17 protein-coding genes are annotated in these 20,916 nt (G+C 34.9%); 12 read left to right on the top strand and 5 right to left on the bottom strand.

Annotated elements, in window-relative coordinates; genetic code table 11:
• Positions 1–28: 28 nt before the first annotated feature.
• Positions 29–1,042: a glutaminyl-peptide cyclotransferase gene (locus tag AC07XU_RS03440; protein WP_494942223.1), complete on the top strand. Its 1,014-nt coding sequence runs from the start codon at positions 29–31 to the stop codon at positions 1,040–1,042.
• A gap of 38 nt (positions 1,043–1,080) precedes the next feature.
• On the opposite strand, the gene AC07XU_RS03435 is transcribed toward AC07XU_RS03440, so the two are convergent.
• Both AC07XU_RS03435 and pgi read right to left on the bottom strand, forming a co-directional pair.
• Positions 1,081–1,626, bottom strand: a complete 546-nt coding sequence (locus tag AC07XU_RS03435; RefSeq protein WP_494942222.1) for a DUF4251 domain-containing protein — start codon at positions 1,624–1,626, stop codon at positions 1,081–1,083.
• A gap of 195 nt (positions 1,627–1,821) precedes the next feature.
• Positions 1,822–3,468 (bottom strand): glucose-6-phosphate isomerase, encoded by a 1,647-nt coding sequence (gene pgi, locus AC07XU_RS03430; RefSeq protein ID WP_494942221.1) that lies wholly within the window; start codon positions 3,466–3,468, stop codon positions 1,822–1,824.
• Between the two features lie 56 nt (positions 3,469–3,524).
• On the opposite strand from pgi, the gene AC07XU_RS03425 reads away from it, so the two are divergent.
• The 6 genes from AC07XU_RS03425 (at position 3,525) to AC07XU_RS03400 (ending at position 8,544) form a co-directional block, all read left to right on the top strand.
• Positions 3,525–4,037 (top strand): hypothetical protein, encoded by a 513-nt coding sequence (locus AC07XU_RS03425; protein WP_494942220.1) that lies wholly within the window; start codon positions 3,525–3,527, stop codon positions 4,035–4,037.
• A gap of 89 nt (positions 4,038–4,126) precedes the next feature.
• On the top strand, positions 4,127–5,428 hold the full coding sequence (locus tag AC07XU_RS03420; protein ID WP_494942219.1) for an amidohydrolase: 1,302 nt from the start codon (positions 4,127–4,129) through the stop codon (positions 5,426–5,428).
• Between the two features lie 473 nt (positions 5,429–5,901).
• Positions 5,902–6,976 (top strand): peptide chain release factor 2 gene (gene prfB / locus AC07XU_RS03415; RefSeq protein ID WP_494942218.1). Its coding sequence is split into 2 segments (ribosomal slippage): positions 5,902–5,961 and positions 5,963–6,976, totalling 1,074 coding nucleotides; the frame shifts between segments, so codons are not numbered across the junction.
• An 84-nt stretch (positions 6,977–7,060) separates the two neighbouring features.
• Entirely contained in the window at positions 7,061–7,261 is a 201-nt protein-coding gene (locus AC07XU_RS03410) for a hypothetical protein (RefSeq protein ID WP_494942217.1), read from the top strand.
• Positions 7,243–7,632 carry a type II toxin-antitoxin system VapC family toxin gene (locus AC07XU_RS03405; protein WP_494942216.1) on the top strand — a complete coding sequence of 130 codons (390 nt, stop codon included), beginning with the start codon at positions 7,243–7,245 and terminating at the stop codon, positions 7,630–7,632. The genes AC07XU_RS03410 and AC07XU_RS03405 overlap by 19 nt, the downstream gene beginning before the upstream one ends.
• A gap of 3 nt (positions 7,633–7,635) precedes the next feature.
• A complete protein-coding gene (locus AC07XU_RS03400) occupies positions 7,636–8,544 on the top strand; it encodes an alpha/beta hydrolase (RefSeq protein WP_494942215.1) in 909 nt (302 codons plus the stop codon).
• Between the two features lie 406 nt (positions 8,545–8,950).
• On the opposite strand, the gene AC07XU_RS03395 is transcribed toward AC07XU_RS03400, so the two are convergent.
• Positions 8,951–9,811 carry a transglutaminase-like domain-containing protein gene (locus tag AC07XU_RS03395; protein WP_494942214.1) on the bottom strand — a complete coding sequence of 287 codons (861 nt, stop codon included), beginning with the start codon at positions 9,809–9,811 and terminating at the stop codon, positions 8,951–8,953.
• A 43-nt stretch (positions 9,812–9,854) separates the two neighbouring features.
• On the opposite strand from AC07XU_RS03395, the gene AC07XU_RS03390 reads away from it, so the two are divergent.
• The 3 genes from AC07XU_RS03390 (at position 9,855) to AC07XU_RS03380 (ending at position 13,427) form a co-directional block, all read left to right on the top strand.
• A complete protein-coding gene (locus AC07XU_RS03390; protein WP_494942213.1) occupies positions 9,855–10,637 on the top strand; it encodes an O-methyltransferase in 783 nt (260 codons plus the stop codon).
• 149 nt (positions 10,638–10,786) lie between these two features.
• A complete protein-coding gene (locus AC07XU_RS03385) occupies positions 10,787–11,149 on the top strand; it encodes a BlaI/MecI/CopY family transcriptional regulator (protein WP_494942212.1) in 363 nt (120 codons plus the stop codon).
• A gap of 1 nt (position 11,150) precedes the next feature.
• On the top strand, positions 11,151–13,427 hold the full coding sequence (locus AC07XU_RS03380; RefSeq protein WP_494942211.1) for a M56 family metallopeptidase: 2,277 nt from the start codon (positions 11,151–11,153) through the stop codon (positions 13,425–13,427).
• Positions 13,428–13,663: 236 nt separating this feature from the next.
• On the opposite strand, the gene AC07XU_RS03375 is transcribed toward AC07XU_RS03380, so the two are convergent.
• Both AC07XU_RS03375 and AC07XU_RS03370 read right to left on the bottom strand, forming a co-directional pair.
• Positions 13,664–15,838: a penicillin acylase family protein gene (locus AC07XU_RS03375; protein WP_494942210.1), complete on the bottom strand. Its 2,175-nt coding sequence runs from the start codon at positions 15,836–15,838 to the stop codon at positions 13,664–13,666.
• Between the two features lie 548 nt (positions 15,839–16,386).
• Positions 16,387–17,517: a BamA/TamA family outer membrane protein gene (locus AC07XU_RS03370; RefSeq protein WP_494942209.1), complete on the bottom strand. Its 1,131-nt coding sequence runs from the start codon at positions 17,515–17,517 to the stop codon at positions 16,387–16,389.
• A 300-nt stretch (positions 17,518–17,817) separates the two neighbouring features.
• Between AC07XU_RS03370 and typA the strand changes: the two genes are divergently transcribed.
• Together typA and AC07XU_RS03360 are read left to right on the top strand one after the other, a co-directional pair.
• Complete coding sequence (gene typA / locus AC07XU_RS03365; RefSeq protein ID WP_494942208.1) at positions 17,818–19,620, top strand: translational GTPase TypA; 1,803 nt, start codon at positions 17,818–17,820, stop codon at positions 19,618–19,620.
• A 491-nt stretch (positions 19,621–20,111) separates the two neighbouring features.
• Positions 20,112–20,828: a 3-ketoacyl-ACP reductase gene (locus AC07XU_RS03360; protein WP_494942207.1), complete on the top strand. Its 717-nt coding sequence runs from the start codon at positions 20,112–20,114 to the stop codon at positions 20,826–20,828.
• Positions 20,829–20,916: the final 88 nt, after the last annotated feature.

Raw genomic sequence — 20,916 nt, 5'->3', positions numbered from 1 at the left:
AAGAATTAACTTCATAATATGCTTTGTTTTGTTTTTTGCATCATGCAAAGATGAACCTACAACCATTAATTTCAGTTCGCCAAACCAAGGAGATAACTTTTATTTAGGCGATGAAGTTAAACTCAAATTAGATATCTCGGATAATGTAAATGTAAATTCGGTTGCTTACTTTATTGATGGCAAGCTAATAAATACAAACAAATCTTCAGATTCAGCTTTGCTTAAAACAACTAACTTACCTTTAGGTTACAGATTAATTACGGCTATTGTTACACAGGGTGATGTAAAAGACACCACAAATACCAATATCGTTTTAACCACCAAGCGCATCCCAAAAAAATTGAGTTATACTGTAGTAAACACTTTTCCTCATGATACAAGTGCATATACCGAAGGTTTAGGATATGTTGATGGGAAGTTATTAGAAAGTACAGGAGAAAAGGGAGCTTCGCAACTTAAATATGTCGATTTGAAATCTGGCAAGACCTTGCAAAAAACACAATTAGAACCTCAATATTTTGGCGAGGGATCTTTAAAAATTGGCGATAAGATTATCATGTTAACGTGGCAAGAAAATTTAGGGTTTGTATTTGACGCTAAAACATTTGAGCAAATTGGTACTTTTCCTTATCAGCAAAGCAGAGAGGGTTGGGGTTTAACATCTGACGGAAAAAATATTCTTCGCTCCGATGGCACCAATAAGATTTGGTTAATGAATGCGAAGAATTATCAAGAAGAAGGTTTTATAGAAGTTTATGATAATAAAGGCCCTCTAAACAGCATTAACGAATTGGAATACATTAATGGTAAAATTTACGCCAATGTTTATCTAACCAATAAAATTGTTGTGATCAATCCACAAAATGGAGAAGTTGAGGCTGAAATAGATTTAACTGATTTAGTGCCAAAAAACTTCTTTAAAACTTCAAATGAAGTTGATAATAATGTTTTGAATGGAATTGCTTGGGATGCGAGCGGCAAAAGACTTTTTGTAACTGGTAAAAAGTGGCCAAAGCTTTATCAAATAAAAATAGCTCAATAAATTAATATTGAGCTATTAAATAATATAATAATTTTCAATTATTTTGTTGCAGCTGATTTTTTAGCCTCCTTTAAATAACCATTAAAAGTAATTGACTGCTTATTAATGCTAACTACGCTTAAAGTAGCATATCCACCTTCAGAAACGCTCAAATTCATCTGCACATTATCTTTTACATCCTTCGTTTGTATAGCAATGTTCCACCCTTTTTTTCTTCCTTTTGTGGTTTGATAAGTGAAGTTGGTACTTGTAAATTTATAACCACTTTCATCATTATTTCCGCCATATGCAGTTCCATTAAAAGCTCTTCCATAAAATGGCAAGTACGATATCAAACTGTCTGGTGTTATCCTTAAATCATAATTATCTGTACTCAGGTTAATTGTGCCACCAGTTGGTGGCCCAGCCATTTTATTTAAAATTTTACTTACTTCATTTGAGTTTAATGGTATGGCTGAGGTTGCGACAAAGATGAAGTTTTTTTCATTTAAAATTTTTGTTGTAGTTGCTTTGTCTGTTTGGGCATTTGCATTGAAAGCTAAAAAGCACAAAATGGCAAGTCCTAATTTTTTTATAGTATTCATAATCATTGTATTATATATTAATAACAGTAAATCATTTAATAAGTTTAAATAAGCGCTTACTTCTATTAATGATTAACAAATCAATTAGAATCCATAACTCAACCAGAAATAATTATTGTACATTGATTTAGCTTCATTAGTCAAAATTCTAAGTAACTGCATTTCTCTTAATTATTTCAACAAATAAACAATAACTTATCTCCAGCTTTTATACAAATTAATTAACCCGTTTGTAGATGAGTCATGGGTATTTACTTCAGCATCATCTTTTAATTCTGGCTGTATTTTTTGAGCCAATTGTTTACCCAATTCAACTCCCCATTGATCAAAACTAAATATATTCCAGATTACTCCTTGCACGAAGATTTTATGCTCATAAAGCGCAATTAAACTACCTAATGTATAAGGTGTAATTTTTTTAATTAATATTGAATTTGTTGGTCTGTTGCCATCAAAAACTTTAAATGGAGCCAACTCTTTAATCTGACTGTCTGACTTTCCTGCTTTTTTCAGTTCGGCAATAACTTCTTCTTCGCTTTTTCCATTCATTAAAGCCTCTGTTTGCGCAAAAAAGTTAGACAAAAGTATCGGATGATGATCACCAAGTGGGTTTAAACTTTGAGCAGGAGCAATAAAATCACAAGGGATTAATTTTGTACCTTGATGTATCAATTGATAAAAAGCATGTTGCCCGTTTGTACCTGGTTCTCCCCAAATTACTGGTCCAGTTTCGTAATCAACATTGTTGCCATTTCTATCTACATGTTTGCCGTTACTTTCCATATCTCCCTGCTGAAAATATGCCGCAAAGCGATGTAAATACTGGTCGTAAGGTAATATAGCTTGTGTTTCAGCTCCATGGAAATTAATATACCAAATGCCCAATAATCCTAAAATTACAGGTATATTTTTTTCGAATTCAGTATTTTTAAAGTGCTCATCGCTCGCATGTGCACCAGCCAAAAGTTGTTTGAAGTTATCAAATCCAATTCCTAATGAGATAGATAAACCAATTGCACTCCATAAAGAATAACGACCACCAACCCAATCCCAAAACTCAAACATGTTTTCGGTATCAATACCAAATTCTGCTACATCTTTAGCATTGGTAGATAAGGCTGCGAAGTGTTTTGCAATATCTTCTTTTTTTGCTCCACTTTTCAAAAACCATTCTCTAGCACTATGTGCATTTGTCATGGTTTCTTGTGTAGTAAATGTTTTAGAAGCAACCAAAAATAATGTAGTTTCTGGATCAACATCTTTTAGCGTTTCTGCCAAATGCGTACCATCAATATTAGAAACAAAATGCAGATTTAGTCTCGTTTTATAAGATTTTAAAGCTTCAGTAACCATAACTGGCCCTAAATCAGAACCTCCGATACCGATATTTACGATATCAGTTATTGCTTTACCTGTGTAACCTTTCCATTCTTCAGATATAATGGCGTTGCTAAATTTTTCCATTTTAGCTAAAACGGCATTTACATCAGGCATTACATCTTTGCCATCAACCAAAATTGGTTTGTTAGTTTGATTACGCAAGGCGATGTGTAAAACGGGTCTATCTTCAGTCTGGTTAATTCTATCGCCACTGTACATGGCATTTATTGCCTCATCTAATTTGCACTCTTTTGCCAATTGAACTAGCAATGCAAGCGTAGTGTCGTCAATTCTATTTTTAGAAAAATCTACTAAAATCTCATCAAAAAGGATGGAAAATTTTTTAAAACGTTCCCCATCTTGAGCAAATAAATGCTTAATATCTGTTTCGCTTATGGCTATAAAATGATCTGCAAGGTATTTATAAGCAGCTGTATCGGTAAAATTTATTTTTGGTAGCATAATTGTTTATTTAAATTGTAAAAATACAAATAACAAACAAACTTAAACCAAATATCATGTTAGAAAATTTAGAACAATTAGTAAGGGATAACGCACAAGATTTGATCGTAAAAAATAATGCTGTACCAAATGAGCAAAATGACAATGCAATAAAAGCAGCATCTAGCTCAATTTTTGATACATTAAAATCGCAATTAACATCTGGTAACCTATCGCAAATTGCAGATATTTTTAATCAAGGTAAAGCACCTGAAGGTAACGCGGTTGTACAACAAGCAACTTCTAGTTTAACTGAGAAATTGGCTGGTTTTGGCATTAATGCTGATACTGCAAAAAGTATTGGTGCAGCCTTAATCCCTGTTGTTTTAGGTAAATTAGCTAATAAAACTAACGATCCTAATGATAGCTCATTCAATATTCAAGATGTATTAGGCAAACTAGCAGGCGGTTCTGATGGCAAGTTTGATTTAACTGATGTAATGGGCATGTTTACAGGTGGCCAAAATCAAGCCAATGGGCAACAAACTGGTGGTGGAATGTTGGATAAATTAAAAGGCTTGTTTAACTAAATTAAGCTAGTTTTTAAGGCCGAATTCTTTTTTGAGGATTCGGCTTTTTAGTTGCTTTTTCTTTATCTTGTTCTATTAATCCAATCAACATGAAAACACTTCTCTTATCAGCATTGCTGATTACTCCATTTTTAAACTTTGCGCAAACTAATTTAAAAAGTGATGCGGCTAAAAAAGCCGATGCAATTACGCAAAAGGTAATTAACTGGCGGAGAGATTTTCATGAACATCCGGAATTGGGCAATTTAGAAAATAGAACAGCAGATATTATTGCTAAACACCTACAATCATTAGGTATAGAAGTTAAAACTGGTGTAGCCAAAACAGGTGTGGTAGGTATTTTAGTTGGTGGTAAACCTGGTCCGGTAGTGGCTTTGCGTGCCGACATGGATGGTTTGCCAGTTACTGAAAGAGTAGCTTTACCCTTTGCTTCTAAAGTGAAAACTAACTATAATGATCAAGAAGTTGGCGTAATGCATGCCTGTGGGCACGATAGCCATATGGCGATTTTGATGGGCGTTGCAGAAGTAATGGCTGGTATGAAAAAGGATATTGCCGGGACTGTGAAATTTATCTTTCAGCCAGCCGAAGAGGGAGTGCCTGTTGGACAAGAAGGTGGGGCAGAATTGATGGTTAAAGAAGGGGTTTTGGAAAGCCCTAAAGTTGATGTGATTTTTGGATTGCATATCAATTCGCAAACTCCAGTTGGGCAAATAGTTTATAAGCCAGGCGGCACAATGGCTGCGGTAAATGATATGAAAATTACCATTACCGGTAAACAGGCACATGGCGCTTACCCATGGAGCAGTGTAGATCCAATTGTGGTTTCGGCTCAGATTATCAATAGTTTGCAAACTATAGTAAGCAGAAACTTAAATGTTACCGAAAACCCAGGTGTGGTAACTATCGGAAGCATACATGGAGGTGTTCGTTCTAATATTATTCCAGAAAAAGTGGAGATGTTGGGTACAATAAGAAATTTAAGTGCAGCTGATGAAAAAATGTTTATTGAGCGAATTAAAACAATTGTAACTAAAACAGCAGAAGCGGCTGGTGCAACCGCTGAAGTAAAAATTCCTTATAGTGCACATTATCCGGTTACGTTTAATGATATCGCTTTAACAGAAAAAATGCTCCCATCTTTACAATATACCGCAGGGGCGGATAATGTGAAATTGAAACCACCGGTTACAGGTGCTGAAGATTTTTCTTTCTTCCAAGAAAAAGTACCAGGTTTGTTTTTCTTTTTAGGCGGAATGCCGAAAGATCAAGATCCATTAAAAGCACCATCGCACCATACACCAGATTTCTTTTTAGATGAAAGTGGATTTACTTTAGGCGTAAAAACGTTATGTAATTTAACTTTCGATTATATGGGAATGAAGAAGTAATTTTTAGACATCAAAGATGTCTTATATCTATAGGTAATATGCAATAATGATGTGCGACCCCAGCTGGGGTCGAATTTGCACTTGGTTATATGCTATAGATATGTTTTCCCTCCGGGGTAAAATAAAGCATGCTATTCGACATTTGTAATGTCGAGTTGATATCGTGGGATTTGTAATCCCTTAAATTGAGTTGCTGCTAGATATTTTTTATGCCCTTAACTTATGCAATCTGCAAAATTTTGTGGAATGGCTTAGTTTGTTAAACCCGGTAGTAGCGAACACGTAGGCAAAGCCGAAGTAAAGCGAATAACGGGACTATCGGCGCCTAACAACCACTGTAACTGCTTTTCAAAACCTTCTAATCTGTTAACTTTTAAAAATTTTTGGCCCACCAATCTCGAAGCAATGGATTTCACCTTGCTCAACTTTACAACATTTCAACTTTACAACCTTATTAACGTATATTTGCTATTATGACAAAAGAACAAGTTCAGGATTTAAGGGACAGAGTAACGTCGCTGAGGAGGTATCTTTGACGTTGAAGAGAAACTAGAAGACATTCGTATTGAGCAAGAAATGACCTTGCACCCTAATTTTTGGGACGACCCGAAAAAGGCAGAAAAACACATCGCGGCTATTAATGCAAAAAAAGTATGGACGGATGGTTGGCAAAACGCCAATACTGCTGTAGAAGATATTGAAGTGCTTTTTGAATTTTTTCAAAGTGGTGATGCCTCAGAAGAAGAGTTGCAAGAGCAATTTGATATGAGTTTAAAAGCTGTTGAAGATTTGGAGCTAAAAAATATGCTCAAAACTAAGCAAGATTCACTTAATGCGGTTGTACAGATTACAGCTGGCGCAGGCGGAACAGAAAGCTGCGATTGGGCTTATATGTTAATGCGCATGTATTTAATGTGGGCTGAGAAAAATGGATATAAAGTTACCGAGCAAGATTACAATGAAGGTGAGGTTGCCGGAATAAAGTCGGTAACTATAGAAATTGCTGGCCAATTTGCTTACGGTTACCTAAAAGGAGAAAATGGTGTGCATCGTTTGGTGCGTATTTCGCCTTTTGATTCGAATGCTCGTAGACACACTTCTTTTGCTTCGGTTTATGTTTATCCTTTGGTAGATGATACGATAAATATTGATATTAATCCTGCAGATGTAGAATTTGAGACTTTTAGAGCAGGTGGCGCTGGCGGACAAAATGTAAACAAAGTGGAAACTGCGGTGCGTTTATATCACAAGCCATCAGGGATTATTATTAAAAATCAGGAATCGAGATCGCAGTTGCAAAATAAAGAGAATGCATTAAGGTTGTTAAAATCGCAGTTGTATGAAATTGAGCAGCGTAAACGCGATGAAGAGACTGCTTTAATTGAAGGTAATAAAAAGAAAATAGAGTGGGGTTCGCAAATTAGAAGTTATGTTTTGGATGATAGAAGGGTAAAAGATCACAGAACGAATTACCAAACTTCTAACCCAGATGCAGTGTTAAATGGAGATATCAATGAGTTTTTGAAGGCTTATTTGATGGAGTTTTAATGTAAGGTGATTGCTTTCGGATAGATGACAAAATTAAACTGAGAATATTGTATATTTGCTATAAGCGTCTTAAACTATCATAAAATGGATACTTTAGTAATAGAATTAACCAATCAAAAAGCATATAAGCTTTTAAAGGAGTTAGAGGAATTACATTTGATAAGAGTTATAAAAAAGCAAACTAAATTATCTAAGCTTAGAAATCAAATTAAAACTCCGATGGAGGGTAAAATTATTGATGAGCAATTAAGTAAGCTAAGAGAAGAATGGCAGAGAGATATTTAATTGATACTTCTGTAGTTATCAAATACCTTAATGGTTCCCTTGTTAATAGTGGATTGATAATGATGGATAGGGTTGTTGATGAAGAAAGTAATTTGTCGTTCATATCTGAGATTGAACTACAAGTTTGGAATCCTAAAAATCCTGATGATATCATAGTTTATAAAGATTTCGTTGCCAATTCTATAGTTATAGGCATTGATGATGCAGTTATAGCAGAGACAACCAAAATTAGAAAATCGCATAATCTTAAGCTTCCTGATGCCATTATTGCAGCAAATTGTATTGTTAATAAGCTCACTCTTATTGCAGACAATGATAAGGACTTTCAAAAAGTAAGAACATTGAAGGTTATCAATCCTAATAATTTTTAGTCCATGAAAAATAAACTTTTTTTAATATATATTCTTTTTTTTAGTATTTCTTCAAGCGCCCAAGAGGTTATTCCGTTATATAAAGGAGTGATACCTGGCTCTAAAACAGCGCCTGCTAATTTTAAGGAAAATACAATAACCGGCAGTGATGGTGTGGCGAGAGTTAGCAGAGTTACAGAACCAACTTTAACTGTTTTTACACCTGCCAAACCAAACGGAACAGCGGTAATTATTTGTCCGGGTGGTGGTTATAGTATTTTGGCTATTGGCAAAGAAGGTTATGATGTTGCTAAAAAATTTGCAGAAATTGGTATAACTGCTTTTGTGCTAAAATATCGTTTACCTAATGATACCATTATGGTTGATAAAAAGCTAGCGCCATTGCAAGATGCGTTGCAAGCTATTTACTTGGTACGCAAAAACGCCAGTGTTTGGGGATTACAAAGCAACAAAATAGGCATAATGGGTTTTTCGGCTGGTGGACATTTGGCATCTAGCTTAAGTGTGCATTACAACGATATGAAAATCGAGAACCAAGAAAATATTAGTTTACGACCTGATTTCTCTGTGTTAATTTATCCTGTAATTAGTTTTGGTACGGTTACACATGCTGGTTCTGTAAAACGATTATTAGGCGATGAACCTACACAGGCTCAAAGAACTTATTTTTCTAATCAAAACCATGTTAATGCAGAAACACCGCCAGCTTTTTTGGTACATGCCAATAACGATTTAACTGTGCCTGTTAAAAACAGTTTAATGTATAATGAAAACTTGGCAAAATTTAAAGTGCCTGCTGAGATGCATATTTACCAATCTGGTGGACATGGTTTTGGATTAAACAATAAAACTACTACTGAAAATTGGTTTAATACGCTTAAAGCTTGGATGACTGCTAATAAGTGGTTATAATACAACTTGTCATTTTGGGGGTGATAGATTTCGTAAAAAATTAACGTAAAAGAAGTTTTTCTGCGATTAAAAAAGTCGGAAACATACTTGTCCCCCTTTGGAGGGGGTAGGGGGAGGAATTCCTTAATTTAAATGATCTCAGTAAGTTGATTAATGATAGCATAGCGAAATTTTCATCCTTGCAATAAAGAGTTTAAATAGCTTTAAACATCTACAAAACTGCTTTCTTTAAGTCATAAAAGTTTGTCAAAGTAATTGTGTGTCTTGCACAATCTTTTGTTTTCTAAACCTGATTGCAGTGAAAATCTTTTTTGTGTCATGCTGAGCGTAGTCGAAGCGCACAAAAAAATTGTAGCAAAAAGCAGGACTAACATTACCAAGTATTACTGCAATTGCTTTACAGAACTTAGTTAACAGATAAAATATCTTGTAACTGTTTCAATTCATCAACTTTTTCTGTCGCACCTAAATTTTCATAAGCAGAAATTAGGTTGCGGATAATACGTCGAATGATTTCGGTATTGCTACATGGCGCATAAAAGCCAGGCTGTGGCTCTAAATTTAATTGACGTAAAAACTGATCAACATCATGTTTGCCAAAAATGGCGCCCTTATTAAAAGCATTGATGTAAAACAATACGCCATATTCTTTTTCGGCATTGCTCTCATCAATATATCCTAAAATAAAATGCTGCGGTAGGTTTACGCCATAAACCGGGATATCAAGTTTTTGAGCTAAAGTTGCGTAAATAATTGCCAAAGAAATCTGGTTGCCTTTTTTGCTTTCTAAAACTTGATTAAGGTAAGAATTCTGTGGGTCGTGGTGGTTTTTTGTGTTGCCACTAAAGCCAAATTGGTTGTAAAAAACATGGTTTATGAGTTTTATTTTTTCGATAGAACTCATTTCATATTGCAAACCGACCCAAATTTCGCGTTTAATTTCTTCTATCTGGAAAATAATGGCCTGTTCATCTAAATCTGGATATTGATAGCGATTGATAATTAAAGCACCTTGTAATAAATCGAATGCGCCACTTTGGTACCACAAATTAAGGTCTTCTTTAACATTTGTAAATTGTATGGTATGTACAATGTTTTCGATACGCTCGTGTAATAATGTATCGAGAGACTGCTCCCAAGCACTTTCTAAATGAGTTATTGCTTCGCTACCATATTCTAACAAACGTTGGTGCACGTGTTGGTAAACCTGCTCATCAGGATCATCTAATAATTTAACTAAAGCGTTTATTTCTGCAAGATTTTCCATAAAAATGCAAATTACAAATTTCTGTTTACCTATTTTTGCGGTTATGGTTTTTCAATTCGCAATCGATTATATCAAACATCGTTTAACTGCAAAAAGCAGACACGGAACGCACTCGCCCTTTGTTTATAAGCTAACAGATGAGGTAATTTACGATTTTTCTGCAAAAAAAGTATACGATGATATTGAAAAACAGCGAAAAAAACTTTTGGTTGACGATAGATTGATAACCGTAACTGATTTAGGTGCGGGTTCACATCTCAATAAAAATCGTACAAAAAGGGTTAAAGAAATCGCCAAAAATGCCTTAAAAGCGCCACATTTAGCAAAGCTGATTTACCGTTTGGTTGCTTACCAGCAGCCTAAAAATATGATAGAGTTAGGGACTTGTTTAGGCATTACCACAGCCTACTTAGCGAAAGCACAACCCGACGGAGATGTATTAACAATTGAAGGTTGCCCTGAGACTGCAAAAATAGCCCATCAGAACTTTATGGAGCTTAATTTAGAAAATGTAGAGCTGCAGGTTGGTAATTTTAACGATTTATTACCAAAGGCGATTAACCAAGCTGAGCAACTGGATTTTGTTTACATTGATGGTAACCATACCAAAGAGGCAACTTTAAATTATTTTAATTGGAGTTTGCCAAAACTGCATGAAGGCTCTCTTTTGATATTTGATGACATATATTGGAGTGAGGGGATGAAAGAAGCTTGGACTGAAATTAAAAATCATCCTCAAGTAACAGTTACAGTAGATTTATTTTGGATTGGATTGGTTTATTTTAAGAAAGACCAAGCTAAAGAGCATTTTAAGATCAAATTTTAACCTTATAGCCCACGGTTTAAACCGTGGCTATAAGAGGATTAAAAATTATATCATTAATAATCAGCTATTTGAGGATAACAAACTGCTTTTTCAATTATATAACCTAAAAAACAGTTGTAAAACTGAAAACTTAGTTATATCTTTAGTTTATGGAAGAATTAACTAAAGCAGAAGAGCGCATTATGCAAGTTTTATGGAAACTGCAAAAAGCATTCGTTAAAGATATCATCGATGAAATAGAGGAGGAACCTAAACCTCCATACAACACCATATCATCTATAGTTAGACTTTTAGAAAAGAAAGGTTACGTAAGTTATAAAGCTTATGGCAAAACCTATGAGTATTTTCCGGCCATTAGCAAAGAAGATTATACCAAAACTACTTTCTCAAAACTGTTTTCGGGCTATTTCGATAATTCGCCAAGAAGTCTTTTATCTTTTATGGTAAAAGAAGAAAAACTAAGTGCCAAAGATATAGAAGAGTTAAAAGCGCTCATCAATAAAAACTCATGATATGGAACTTATCATCTACCTTTTAAAAGTTAGTGTATGCACGGTATTGTTTTTTGCTTTTTATTTATTGGTTTTGCGCAAATTGACGTTCTTTAAAATCAATCGTTTTTATCTGTTGACTACCTTGCTGTTAAGTTTTGTAATACCCTCTCTAAATTTTACGATAGAACGAGAAGTTGAAGCAAAACCAGCGGTTTATGCACAAAGTGAAGTTGCTAATGAAAGCCTTATCAATGAACCAATCGCATCCATTAGCGCAATTCAAACTATGCCAATTATTGAAGAAAGCTTTGATTATTATTCGCTGCTACCATATTTATATTTTGGGATTGTCCTATCTCTTTTAATCATCGCCACCTGGCGGATATTGCAATTGCTTAAACATACAAAAGGAAGTAAACATGAGTTAAACGGGTTAATAGTTGTGCAAAAACCTGCAGGATTTACCAATTGCTCGTTCTTCAACTATGTTTTTATTGACGATAAATTGAGTGAAGCAGAATTACAGGTTTTGCTAAAACACGAAGAAGTACATGCCAAACAACTTCATTCTATAGATAAAATTATCATGATGCTCATTAAAGCTTTTTTATGGTTTAATCCGGTAGTTTATTTATACGATAAGGCTTTAGAGCAAGCGCATGAATACGAAGCTGATGAAGCAACTTCACAAAACTTTGGTGCCGAACAATATGCCAGCTTATTGTTGCGGTTAGCAATTGCTAAAAGCGAAATGCCTTTAGTGCACAACTTTGTTAAAAGCCCAATAAAGGATAGGATAAAAATGCTGTTTAATTCAAAATCAAAGAATATGAAAAAATTTATGTACTTGCTTGCTTTGCCAATTGGTTTGGGCTTGCTATGGGGTTTTACGCTTAAGGTTGTAGAGGTTGCTAAGGATACTGAATTATCTGAAATAAATATTCAAGGTGACGTGGCCTCACAAGTCAAAAAATCAAAGAATGATCCACTTTGGAACAAAACCATCCGTGGAAAAGTAAAAAGTATTTTACTAACAGAGGTTGGCGAAGTGCTCAACCTTAAATATGATAAAGGCGTGATTAGGGTGTTAAATTTACCAAAATCTAATGTAAGCGTAGGTGATGAAGTTATCATTACTTTAGATGGTGGAACAACTCTTGATATCAAAGTTTTCGATGCAAAAAAAAATCTAATCAAATCATTAGATGGGCCATGTTACGGAATGAAGATGATGAAAAACTTGGATGGAAAGGTATTATATGATGAAAATATTAAACCATTTCTTTCAAAAGGTGTTGTTATGAAATATGGGAAATACAAAACTGAAAAATTTGTACTACATACCATAAGTGGTAAAATACCGTCAGCTATAATTGAGCACAAACCAATTAGTGATGAACCTACAAAAGTTTTCATTTACGTTAATGGAAAATTGTATTCAGAAAAAGAAACCTTAAAGTTTGATAAAAAATTTATTTCCAACTTGTCAGAAAAAAGAGGGTTTGGCAAAGCAGATGATTATGATATTTCTACAGTTTTGGATATAAAAAACACTTACGTTTTTTGGTTTGGCAATGAACCGAAATTGTCTGCAAAAACGATTAAAAGGAAGAATGATGCTCAGAAAAATAGGAATAAAAAAAATAGTGGTAAAGTTATATCATTAACTAATACTCCGTCAGCGAAAGTATTGAATGACTTTTCTACTAAAAACAACAATGTTAAAAATCTTGTTAAACCCATCTTGATAAGATCATCTTCAATAACAGTTGATACAAAAGCTGATATAAGTTACATTAGAAATGGTGTGATGAAAATAGGAGAAAAGCAGTTGGAAGCTGATGAAATGGCTTATGATAAGAGAAACGAAAAGCTGACGGCTAAGAATGGAAAGCTCAAATTGGAAAATGGAAGTTTGGTGAGTGAAAAATATATCATTTATGATTTGAAAAAGAACTCTTACATTACAAATAACACACCTGATAGTAAAATTCAAGTTAATTCAGGAGGAGCCGAATTTATAACCAATCTTAAAGCGCAAAATAATTCTTTAAACTTGGTTAATATTTTTGGACAACCAAGAATGTTAACAGGTAAAGTAGTAGTTGAAGCAGATAATTACATTTTAAACGCGAAAGTTTTAGAAGCAGAACCAAATTCAAATATTATAAAAGCACACAAAGCATCCGTGTTGTTAAATAATGGCTCAATACTAAATGGAGATATTATTGAATACGATATCGTTTCAAAAAACTATAAAATCATAAATCCATCTGGCTCTTTGTATAGTAAATAAGATATTGTATTTATTGTCATAGATTTTCATCAAAATGGGATGCTCAGTTTGATGTTATTTATTAAGCATTTGTTAACTGTAGCTTTGTCAATTCCGAGGAACGAGGAATCTTATTTATGAATTCAATGAAAGAGATCCTTCGCTGCACTCTGGATGATAAGCAATCTAAAATAAACTTCGTTAATATTGATTTTCCTACATTAGGTGTAGTCACCAAAGATATTTTTATTCGAAATTTACTCCCCCGGCTTATAACTTCTTTCTGCGTTTTTTAAAACATCCTCTTTGTAAAATAGAACATCTTTAAACTCACCTTTGCTGTACATTAAAGCTTGGTCGTTAAAATGTTTAGCATTTGGATCGCCACTATTACCTCCAGCTAAAATAGATTTAGCTTTAATCTTTGGGCCAAACTCTACCGCACAAACAAAACTGTTACCGCTAAAACCATAACGTTTATTGGTTTTAAAAGGGTTGCTTCGGTACGATGAAAGCTGCCCCCACAATGCAGAACCAAAACCAACAGGTAAACTAGGTAAAGCATCGTCGTATTTTTCATTCATGGCGCCAGTTAAACGTTGGTAGCGGTTAATTTCTCCCCAAGCAATTTGCCATTTGCCAAAACGTTTGGTTAAATCTGCAATCGTTGCTTTTAATGGATCTAACAAATCGTTAGGTCTAGCGCTTGCTGCAAAATTTTTAGTATTCTCAATTTGATCTTTCTCACCCGGATTGATATAAACCTTTTGGATAATTGGGTTCAATTTCTGAGCCCATTCAAAAGCCAAAGTTGTAGCTTCAGAGTTTTCACCCGAGCGGTAATCCCAAGCTTTTAACAAAGCAATTGGTGCTTCTAATTCTTTAAGTAAAGGATCACTCTGTGGCAATCTTTCGTAAACCCTAAGCAAAGCTGGAATTAAAACCTCAAAAGCTGGTAAATAAGTATCGTAACCTGTTGCAATTACTTTATCTAAATTGTATTTGGCGGGTTTTTCCAATAATCTATTAGCCGCAACACCTCTAAAATTTTCTCCATCTGGTGCCATGTAAGTTGGGTAATTGGCCTTAATCGGACTGTTTTTGCCAGCCGAACTAAAAGGAGTCGAGTTGCAATTTTGTAGCCAACCATTGGTAGGATTGTATACATGCACCATATCTTTTACCTCATGTAAACCTTTCCAAGCAGTGGCTGATGTAGAGCCGTCAACAACTTCGCTCCAATTGTATTTGGTATCTCTTATTGGAATAAAATTACCATGCCAATAGGCGATGTTCCCCTTTGCATCAGCATAAACCGTATTGTTAGATGCATTTGCTTTCAAATCCATCGCTTTTTTGTATTCCTCAAAACTTTTAGCTTTTGTGCGTATCCAACTTTGTACTAAGCTAGCTGTATTTCTGTTTTTCGATTTTAAGCTGATCCATTTACCCTCGCGTATAGCCATTATCGGACCTTTATTTGTAAAATATGTGTTAAAGGTTTTGCTCTTTAAAGTACCTCCATCCAAATATTTAAAAGTCATTTTTTTCTGTACTACAGGATATTTCTTCTTGTCGTATTCGTAAAATAAACCCTTATCAGTTTTGGTAATTTTTTCTGCATACATATCTGCAATGTCCACATTGTTAGAGGTATGCATCCAACCTAAGTGTTCATTAAAGCCTTGGTAAACAAAAAATTGTCCCCAAGTAACTGCGCCGTAAGCATTTAAGCCTTCTTCGCTTTGCATCTGTACTTCTGGTCGAAAGTAAAATGTAGTATGCGGATTGATGTATAAAATCGCATTTCCCGATTCGGTAATACTTGGTGCAAAGGCAAATCCATTAGAGCCGCTCTGTTGATCTTTAATTACAGGAATGTAAGCTGTTGGTGAATAATCTCCTGTATAAAACTTCCTAAGTTCAGCTAGGGTTAAATCAGCAGTATTAATAGCGCCAATACTTCCGTCTGTCCATAACAAGGCATACCAAGGCTTAAAGTGAGTTATTAAGGCGGGTTTAACTTTTGGGTTTTTGTAGAGATAGAAATTTATTCCGGCAGCATAAGCTTCTAATAATTTTTTAAAAGATGGCTGTAATTTGGCATAATCCGCTTTCGCTTCTGCTGTGTCAATCAATAGGCGAATTTGTAAATCGTTAAAAAGATCTTTCTCTCCATTTATTTCAGAAAGTCTACCTAATTTTTCAATGTAATTTAGTTCAACTCGCTTAAAATCATCTTCGCATTGCGCATACAAAAGTCCGAAAACTGCATCTGCATCACTTTTACCATAAACATGCGGAATTCCCCATTTATCTCTAATGATATTTACATTGTTAGCCTGGGCTTCAAAAGCGGCAATTTCTGTAGAAGTAAATTTTTGAGCGAAAAGAGATAGTGGAAATAATAGCAGTAGGAATAATTTTCTCATAGAGTGAAGTTTAGCAAAGCTTGAAATAAGATACAGTAAAGCTAAATTGTGAAAATTATTTAAGAACAGCGAATTAAACTTTTGGAACCCTTGTCATCCCGAACATTCCTATCTTGTGTACACATCTTTTTGCTGATTGTATTTTTGGCGATTTGCTATATTCCGTTAATAGATTCACAAGTCTTTCCCAAGAACGACCGTCAATCCCCAGTGCCGGCCAAATCAAAAAACAGGAGCACAAAATAACAAACAAGCACTACCAAACCTTATACGCAGTGGTTTTGTGTTCGAATTAGCAGATACTTAAATTTATCACATACGAACAAAACGAAGTGCCACTGTTTTTTGATGAGCAATAGCCTGTGAAAAGGCACATAGAGGGATTGACAAGCATTTTTGTTTACTTTTGATGCCTCAAAAGTAAAATGCCCCGCGGCAAAGAGCGGAAAATAGCTCAATATTTTTTGCCTAAAAGATAGATGAAGGAGGGACCTCATATTACAAATTTTAAAGAGATTCTTCGCGGGCTCAGAAATGACAAATACTTTTTAAAACGCCTCTGCCAAACTAATATACATTCCACTCTGGCGTTTTTCGTTTGGTCTTTTCTCGCCAATGCCATAATCTAAGCGAACGCTTAAACCTTTAGCCGTATCAAAAAAGTATCTGCCACCAACACCGTAGTTGGGTTTTAAATCATTAAAAGATAAATTTCCATTGCTAAAAACCTTACCTCCGCCCGCAAAAGCAACTATACCAAACCTGTTCATGAAGCGATAACGAATTTCTGCTTGTGCGGCCATTAAATTTTCATCGCGGTAGCGGCCATTATAATAGCCACGCATCATCTCATCATTTCCTAATTGCGGCAATAGATAAAATGGTGTTTCTTTGCCTTGTACAGTGTGGTATAAACCTTGTACGCCTAACACCACTTTTGGTGCTAGCGACCAAAAATTACGAACATTTACCCTAATCTGACTTCCTGTAAAGTCATTGCCGCCAAAAATATCTGGTGCAAACTGATAGCTTACTCTACCAAAAAAACCTTTTGTTGGGTAATTGTTAGAGTTTCTAGTATCGTAGCTTTGCGATACACCAAAATACATCACCGAACCACCAGATCTATCAAATAAAAGTGGTGATGAGCTATAAATTCCGCCTAAAATTTTGTCTGTAAAATCGTAGTTCTCAAACCCAACCGATATACCTGTATAGGTATTTTTAGCAAAGGTTTTTTCAGCATCAAACTGAAGTTTAATCTGTTGCTGCACTAATCTATCCTCATCAGCTTGATTGGTATTGTTGCCTATGCCGTAAAAATTAAAGGGCATTTTTCTAAACCTTATCTCGCTTATAAAATGATATTTGTTGCCTGGTGTCCAAGCATCGCCCCTAATGGCCAAATTGTAAGTTTTTTGGGTAGAATAGGATGCCAATCCAGAAAAATTTGAACTTCTGTTGGTGCTATCTTTTCTATCCATGTAAAATGAGTACAAGGCCCCTAAGCCAAATTCAAAGCCTGTTTCTTGTGCATACCCTAAGATAGGGATTGGCATAAAACTGGCTTTACGAGTAGTGTCTTTCTCGTTCGATAATAACTTTTGTATTAACTTTTTTTGTGCCCAAAGTGGATTTATAAATATGGAGAGTAATGTAAGTAGCAATAATTTTTTCATTAGTGCAAAGGTAAAATAATTTTATGGTTACAAATTCATTTAGATTTTCAAGGTTCAACTAGCTATTAAATTATTAAAATCAGAATGTTTTACCAATATTGAGATAATATTTACAATGAACACAACTTCCGCATTTTTGAATTGCTGGCTCTTGCTGTTAGAGCTCCTTTACTTATAAAACTAGTGGCAAACTATTGACTATCAAAATTTAACAAATATGTTTAAACAGAAATAGTAGCTAAAACCCTAAAAAATTCAATTAAAAACGCTATCTTTGCGCCAAATTTATAGGCGCATTTTATGCAAAAGATTAGAAATATAGCTATTATAGCACACGTTGACCACGGTAAAACTACATTGGTTGATAAGATTTTACACTCTTGTTCTGTTTTTCGTGATAACGAACAAAAAGGGGAATTGATACTAGACAATAATGATTTAGAGCGTGAACGTGGGATCACGATCGTATCTAAAAACGTTTCGGTTCAGTACAAAGACGTAAAAATTAACATCATTGATACTCCTGGTCACGCGGATTTCGGCGGTGAGGTAGAGCGTGTGTTGAAAATGGCCGATGGCGTTTTGTTATTGTGCGATGCTTTTGAAGGTGCAATGCCTCAAACGCGTTTCGTAACCCAAAAAGCTTTGGCTTTGGGTTTAAAACCAATTGTGGTTGTAAACAAAGTTGATAAAGAAAATTGTAGACCAGAAGAGGTTTACGAACAAATTTTTGAGTTATTCTTTAACTTAGAAGCTACAGAAGACCAATTAGATTTTCCAGTAATTTATGGTTCATCTAAACAAGGTTGGATGAGTACAGATTGGAAAGTACCTACTACAGATATTTTTGCTTTAATGGATGCTGTTGTTGCTAATATTCCAGCACCACCAATGTTAGAAGGTACTTTACAAATGCAAATCACTTCATTAGATTATTCATCTTTTGTGGGTCGTATTGCAATTGGACGTGTACACCGTGGTACAATTAAAGAAAACCAACCTATTACGTTAATTAAACGTGATGGTAAATTGGTTAAATCTAGAGTAAAAGAATTGTATACTTTTGAAGGTTTAGGTAAAATTAGAACTACTGAAGTTGGTTCTGGTGATATTTGTGCCGTTGTTGGTATTGATGGTTTCGATATTGGTGATACTATTGCTGATTTTGAGGCACCAGAGCAGTTGCCAGTAATTAGTATTGATGAGCCAACAATGAACATGTTGTTTACCATTAACAACTCTCCATTTTTTGGTAAAGAAGGTAAATTAGTAACATCTCAACGTATCAAAGATCGTTTGATGAAAGAGATGGAGAAAAACCTAGCTCTAAAAGTTGTAGAAACTCAAGGTGCAGATTCATGGTTAGTATATGGTCGTGGTATTCTCCATTTATCAGTATTAATCGAAACCATGCGTCGTGAAGGTTACGAGTTACAAGTTGGTCAGCCACAAGTTATTGTTAAAGAAATTGACGGTAAAAAACATGAGCCAATTGAAACTTTAATTGTTGATGTTCCGGGTGATGTTGCTGGTAAGGTAATTGAATTGGTAACTCAACGTAAAGGTGAGTTGTTAATCATGGAACCAAAAGGCGATTTACAACATTTAGAATTCGAAATCCCAGCTCGTGGTATTATCGGTTTACGTAACAACGTATTAACTGCAACTGCAGGCGAGGCCATTATGGCACACCGTTTTAAAGCTTACGAGCCTTGGAAAGGTACAATTCCTGGTCGTTTAAATGGGGTATTAATTTCTATGGATAAAGGTATGACTACCGCTTATTCTATTGATAAATTGCAAGATAGAGGCCGTTTCTTTGTAGATCCTGGAGTTGATATTTACGAAGGACAAATTTTAGGTGAGCACATTCGCGATAATGATTTGGTAATTAACATCGTTAAAGGAAAAGCATTAACTAACATGCGTGCTTCTGGTACCGATGATAATACACGTATCGCACCAGCTATTAAATTCTCTTTAGAAGAATGTATGGAATACATCCAAGCTGATGAGTATATTGAAGTTACACCTCAAAGTATTCGTTTACGTAAAATCTTTTTAACAGAACAACTACGTAAAGCAAACGGAAGTAAAAACTAAGTTTTTAAGTTCCATTCGAATTTAAATATTGAAGCCTGTAAACGAAAGTTTGCAGGCTTTTTTGTACCTCACCCAACCCTCTCCTTGAGGTGAGGGAGTTTTTGCATTAGTATAAACCACTGCACTTTAAATCCCTCTCTTCAAGGAGAGGGAGAGCGGTAGGTTGCACATAGCAATACCTTTGATAGGGTGAGGTTTTTGGAAAGCAATACCTTCTCATAGATTAATGTTTGTCCTTCTTTACGCTATATCTTTTTTGCTGTCCTTCGACAAGCTCAGATCACAGCCAAAAAGTATACCGCTTCAAGAAGGTTTAGAATTGAAAGGCTTGTGCTACTATTTAGGTTTTCCTTGCAACTGATCTAAAGTAATCTCTAATTATTTTTACACCTTAATTTTCCTTCATTCCTTAATGTTGATTGTTAAATTTTACATCCATCAAACTTCCTTAAATTACCTTTTCTCTACTTTAGTATTTCAATATTTATATTATGGAATCATTACAAGGAAAAAATGCAATAGTAACAGGAGCTGGTAAAGGTTTGGGTAAAGCCATTACCATCGCATTAGCTCAAGAACGAGCAAATGTAGCCTTAATAGGCAGGACCGAAAAAGACTTAATCAGTGTAGCTGAAGAACTAAAACAATATGATATCAAAACCGCTATTGCTATTGCAGATGTATCTGATATAGATGCCGTGAATGCTGCTGTAGATAGTGTTAAAGCAGAGTTAGGTGCAATTGATATTCTAATCAACAATGCAGGAGTTGGTGCTTTTGGAAAGTTTATGGAGTTGGAGCCTACAAAATGGAAACAAATTATCGAGATTAATTTATTGGGTGTTTATTATGTAACTCGTGCTGTATTACCAGAAATGATCGAACGCCAGATTGGGGATATCATTAATGTTTCTTCTACCGCTGGCAAAAACGGAGCTGCAGTAACAAGTGCTTACAGTGCTTCTAAGTTCGGCTTAATTGGCTTGTCAGAGTCATTAATGCAAGAAGTGAGAAAACACAATATAAGAGTGAGTACCATGTTGCCAAGTACAGTTGCTACAGATATGGCTATTGATTTAAAGTTAACAGATGGTAATCCTGATAAGGTAATGCAGCCAGAAGATTTTGCAGAGTTATTGATTGCTCAATTGAAATTGAACAGAAGAGTATTTGTAAAAGAAAGTGGTATTTGGTCTACAAATCCTTAAAAAATTTAACCACCTAAGATTTCTGAGATCACTTGAGTTTTTCAAAAAAGCCTTAGGTTTACTCAGGTTTCTTAGGTGGTTTTTTAAA

This window comes from Pedobacter sp. GW456-11-11-14-TSB4 (genome assembly GCF_059424425.1).
This window is presented reverse-complemented; position numbering and strand designations above follow the sequence as displayed.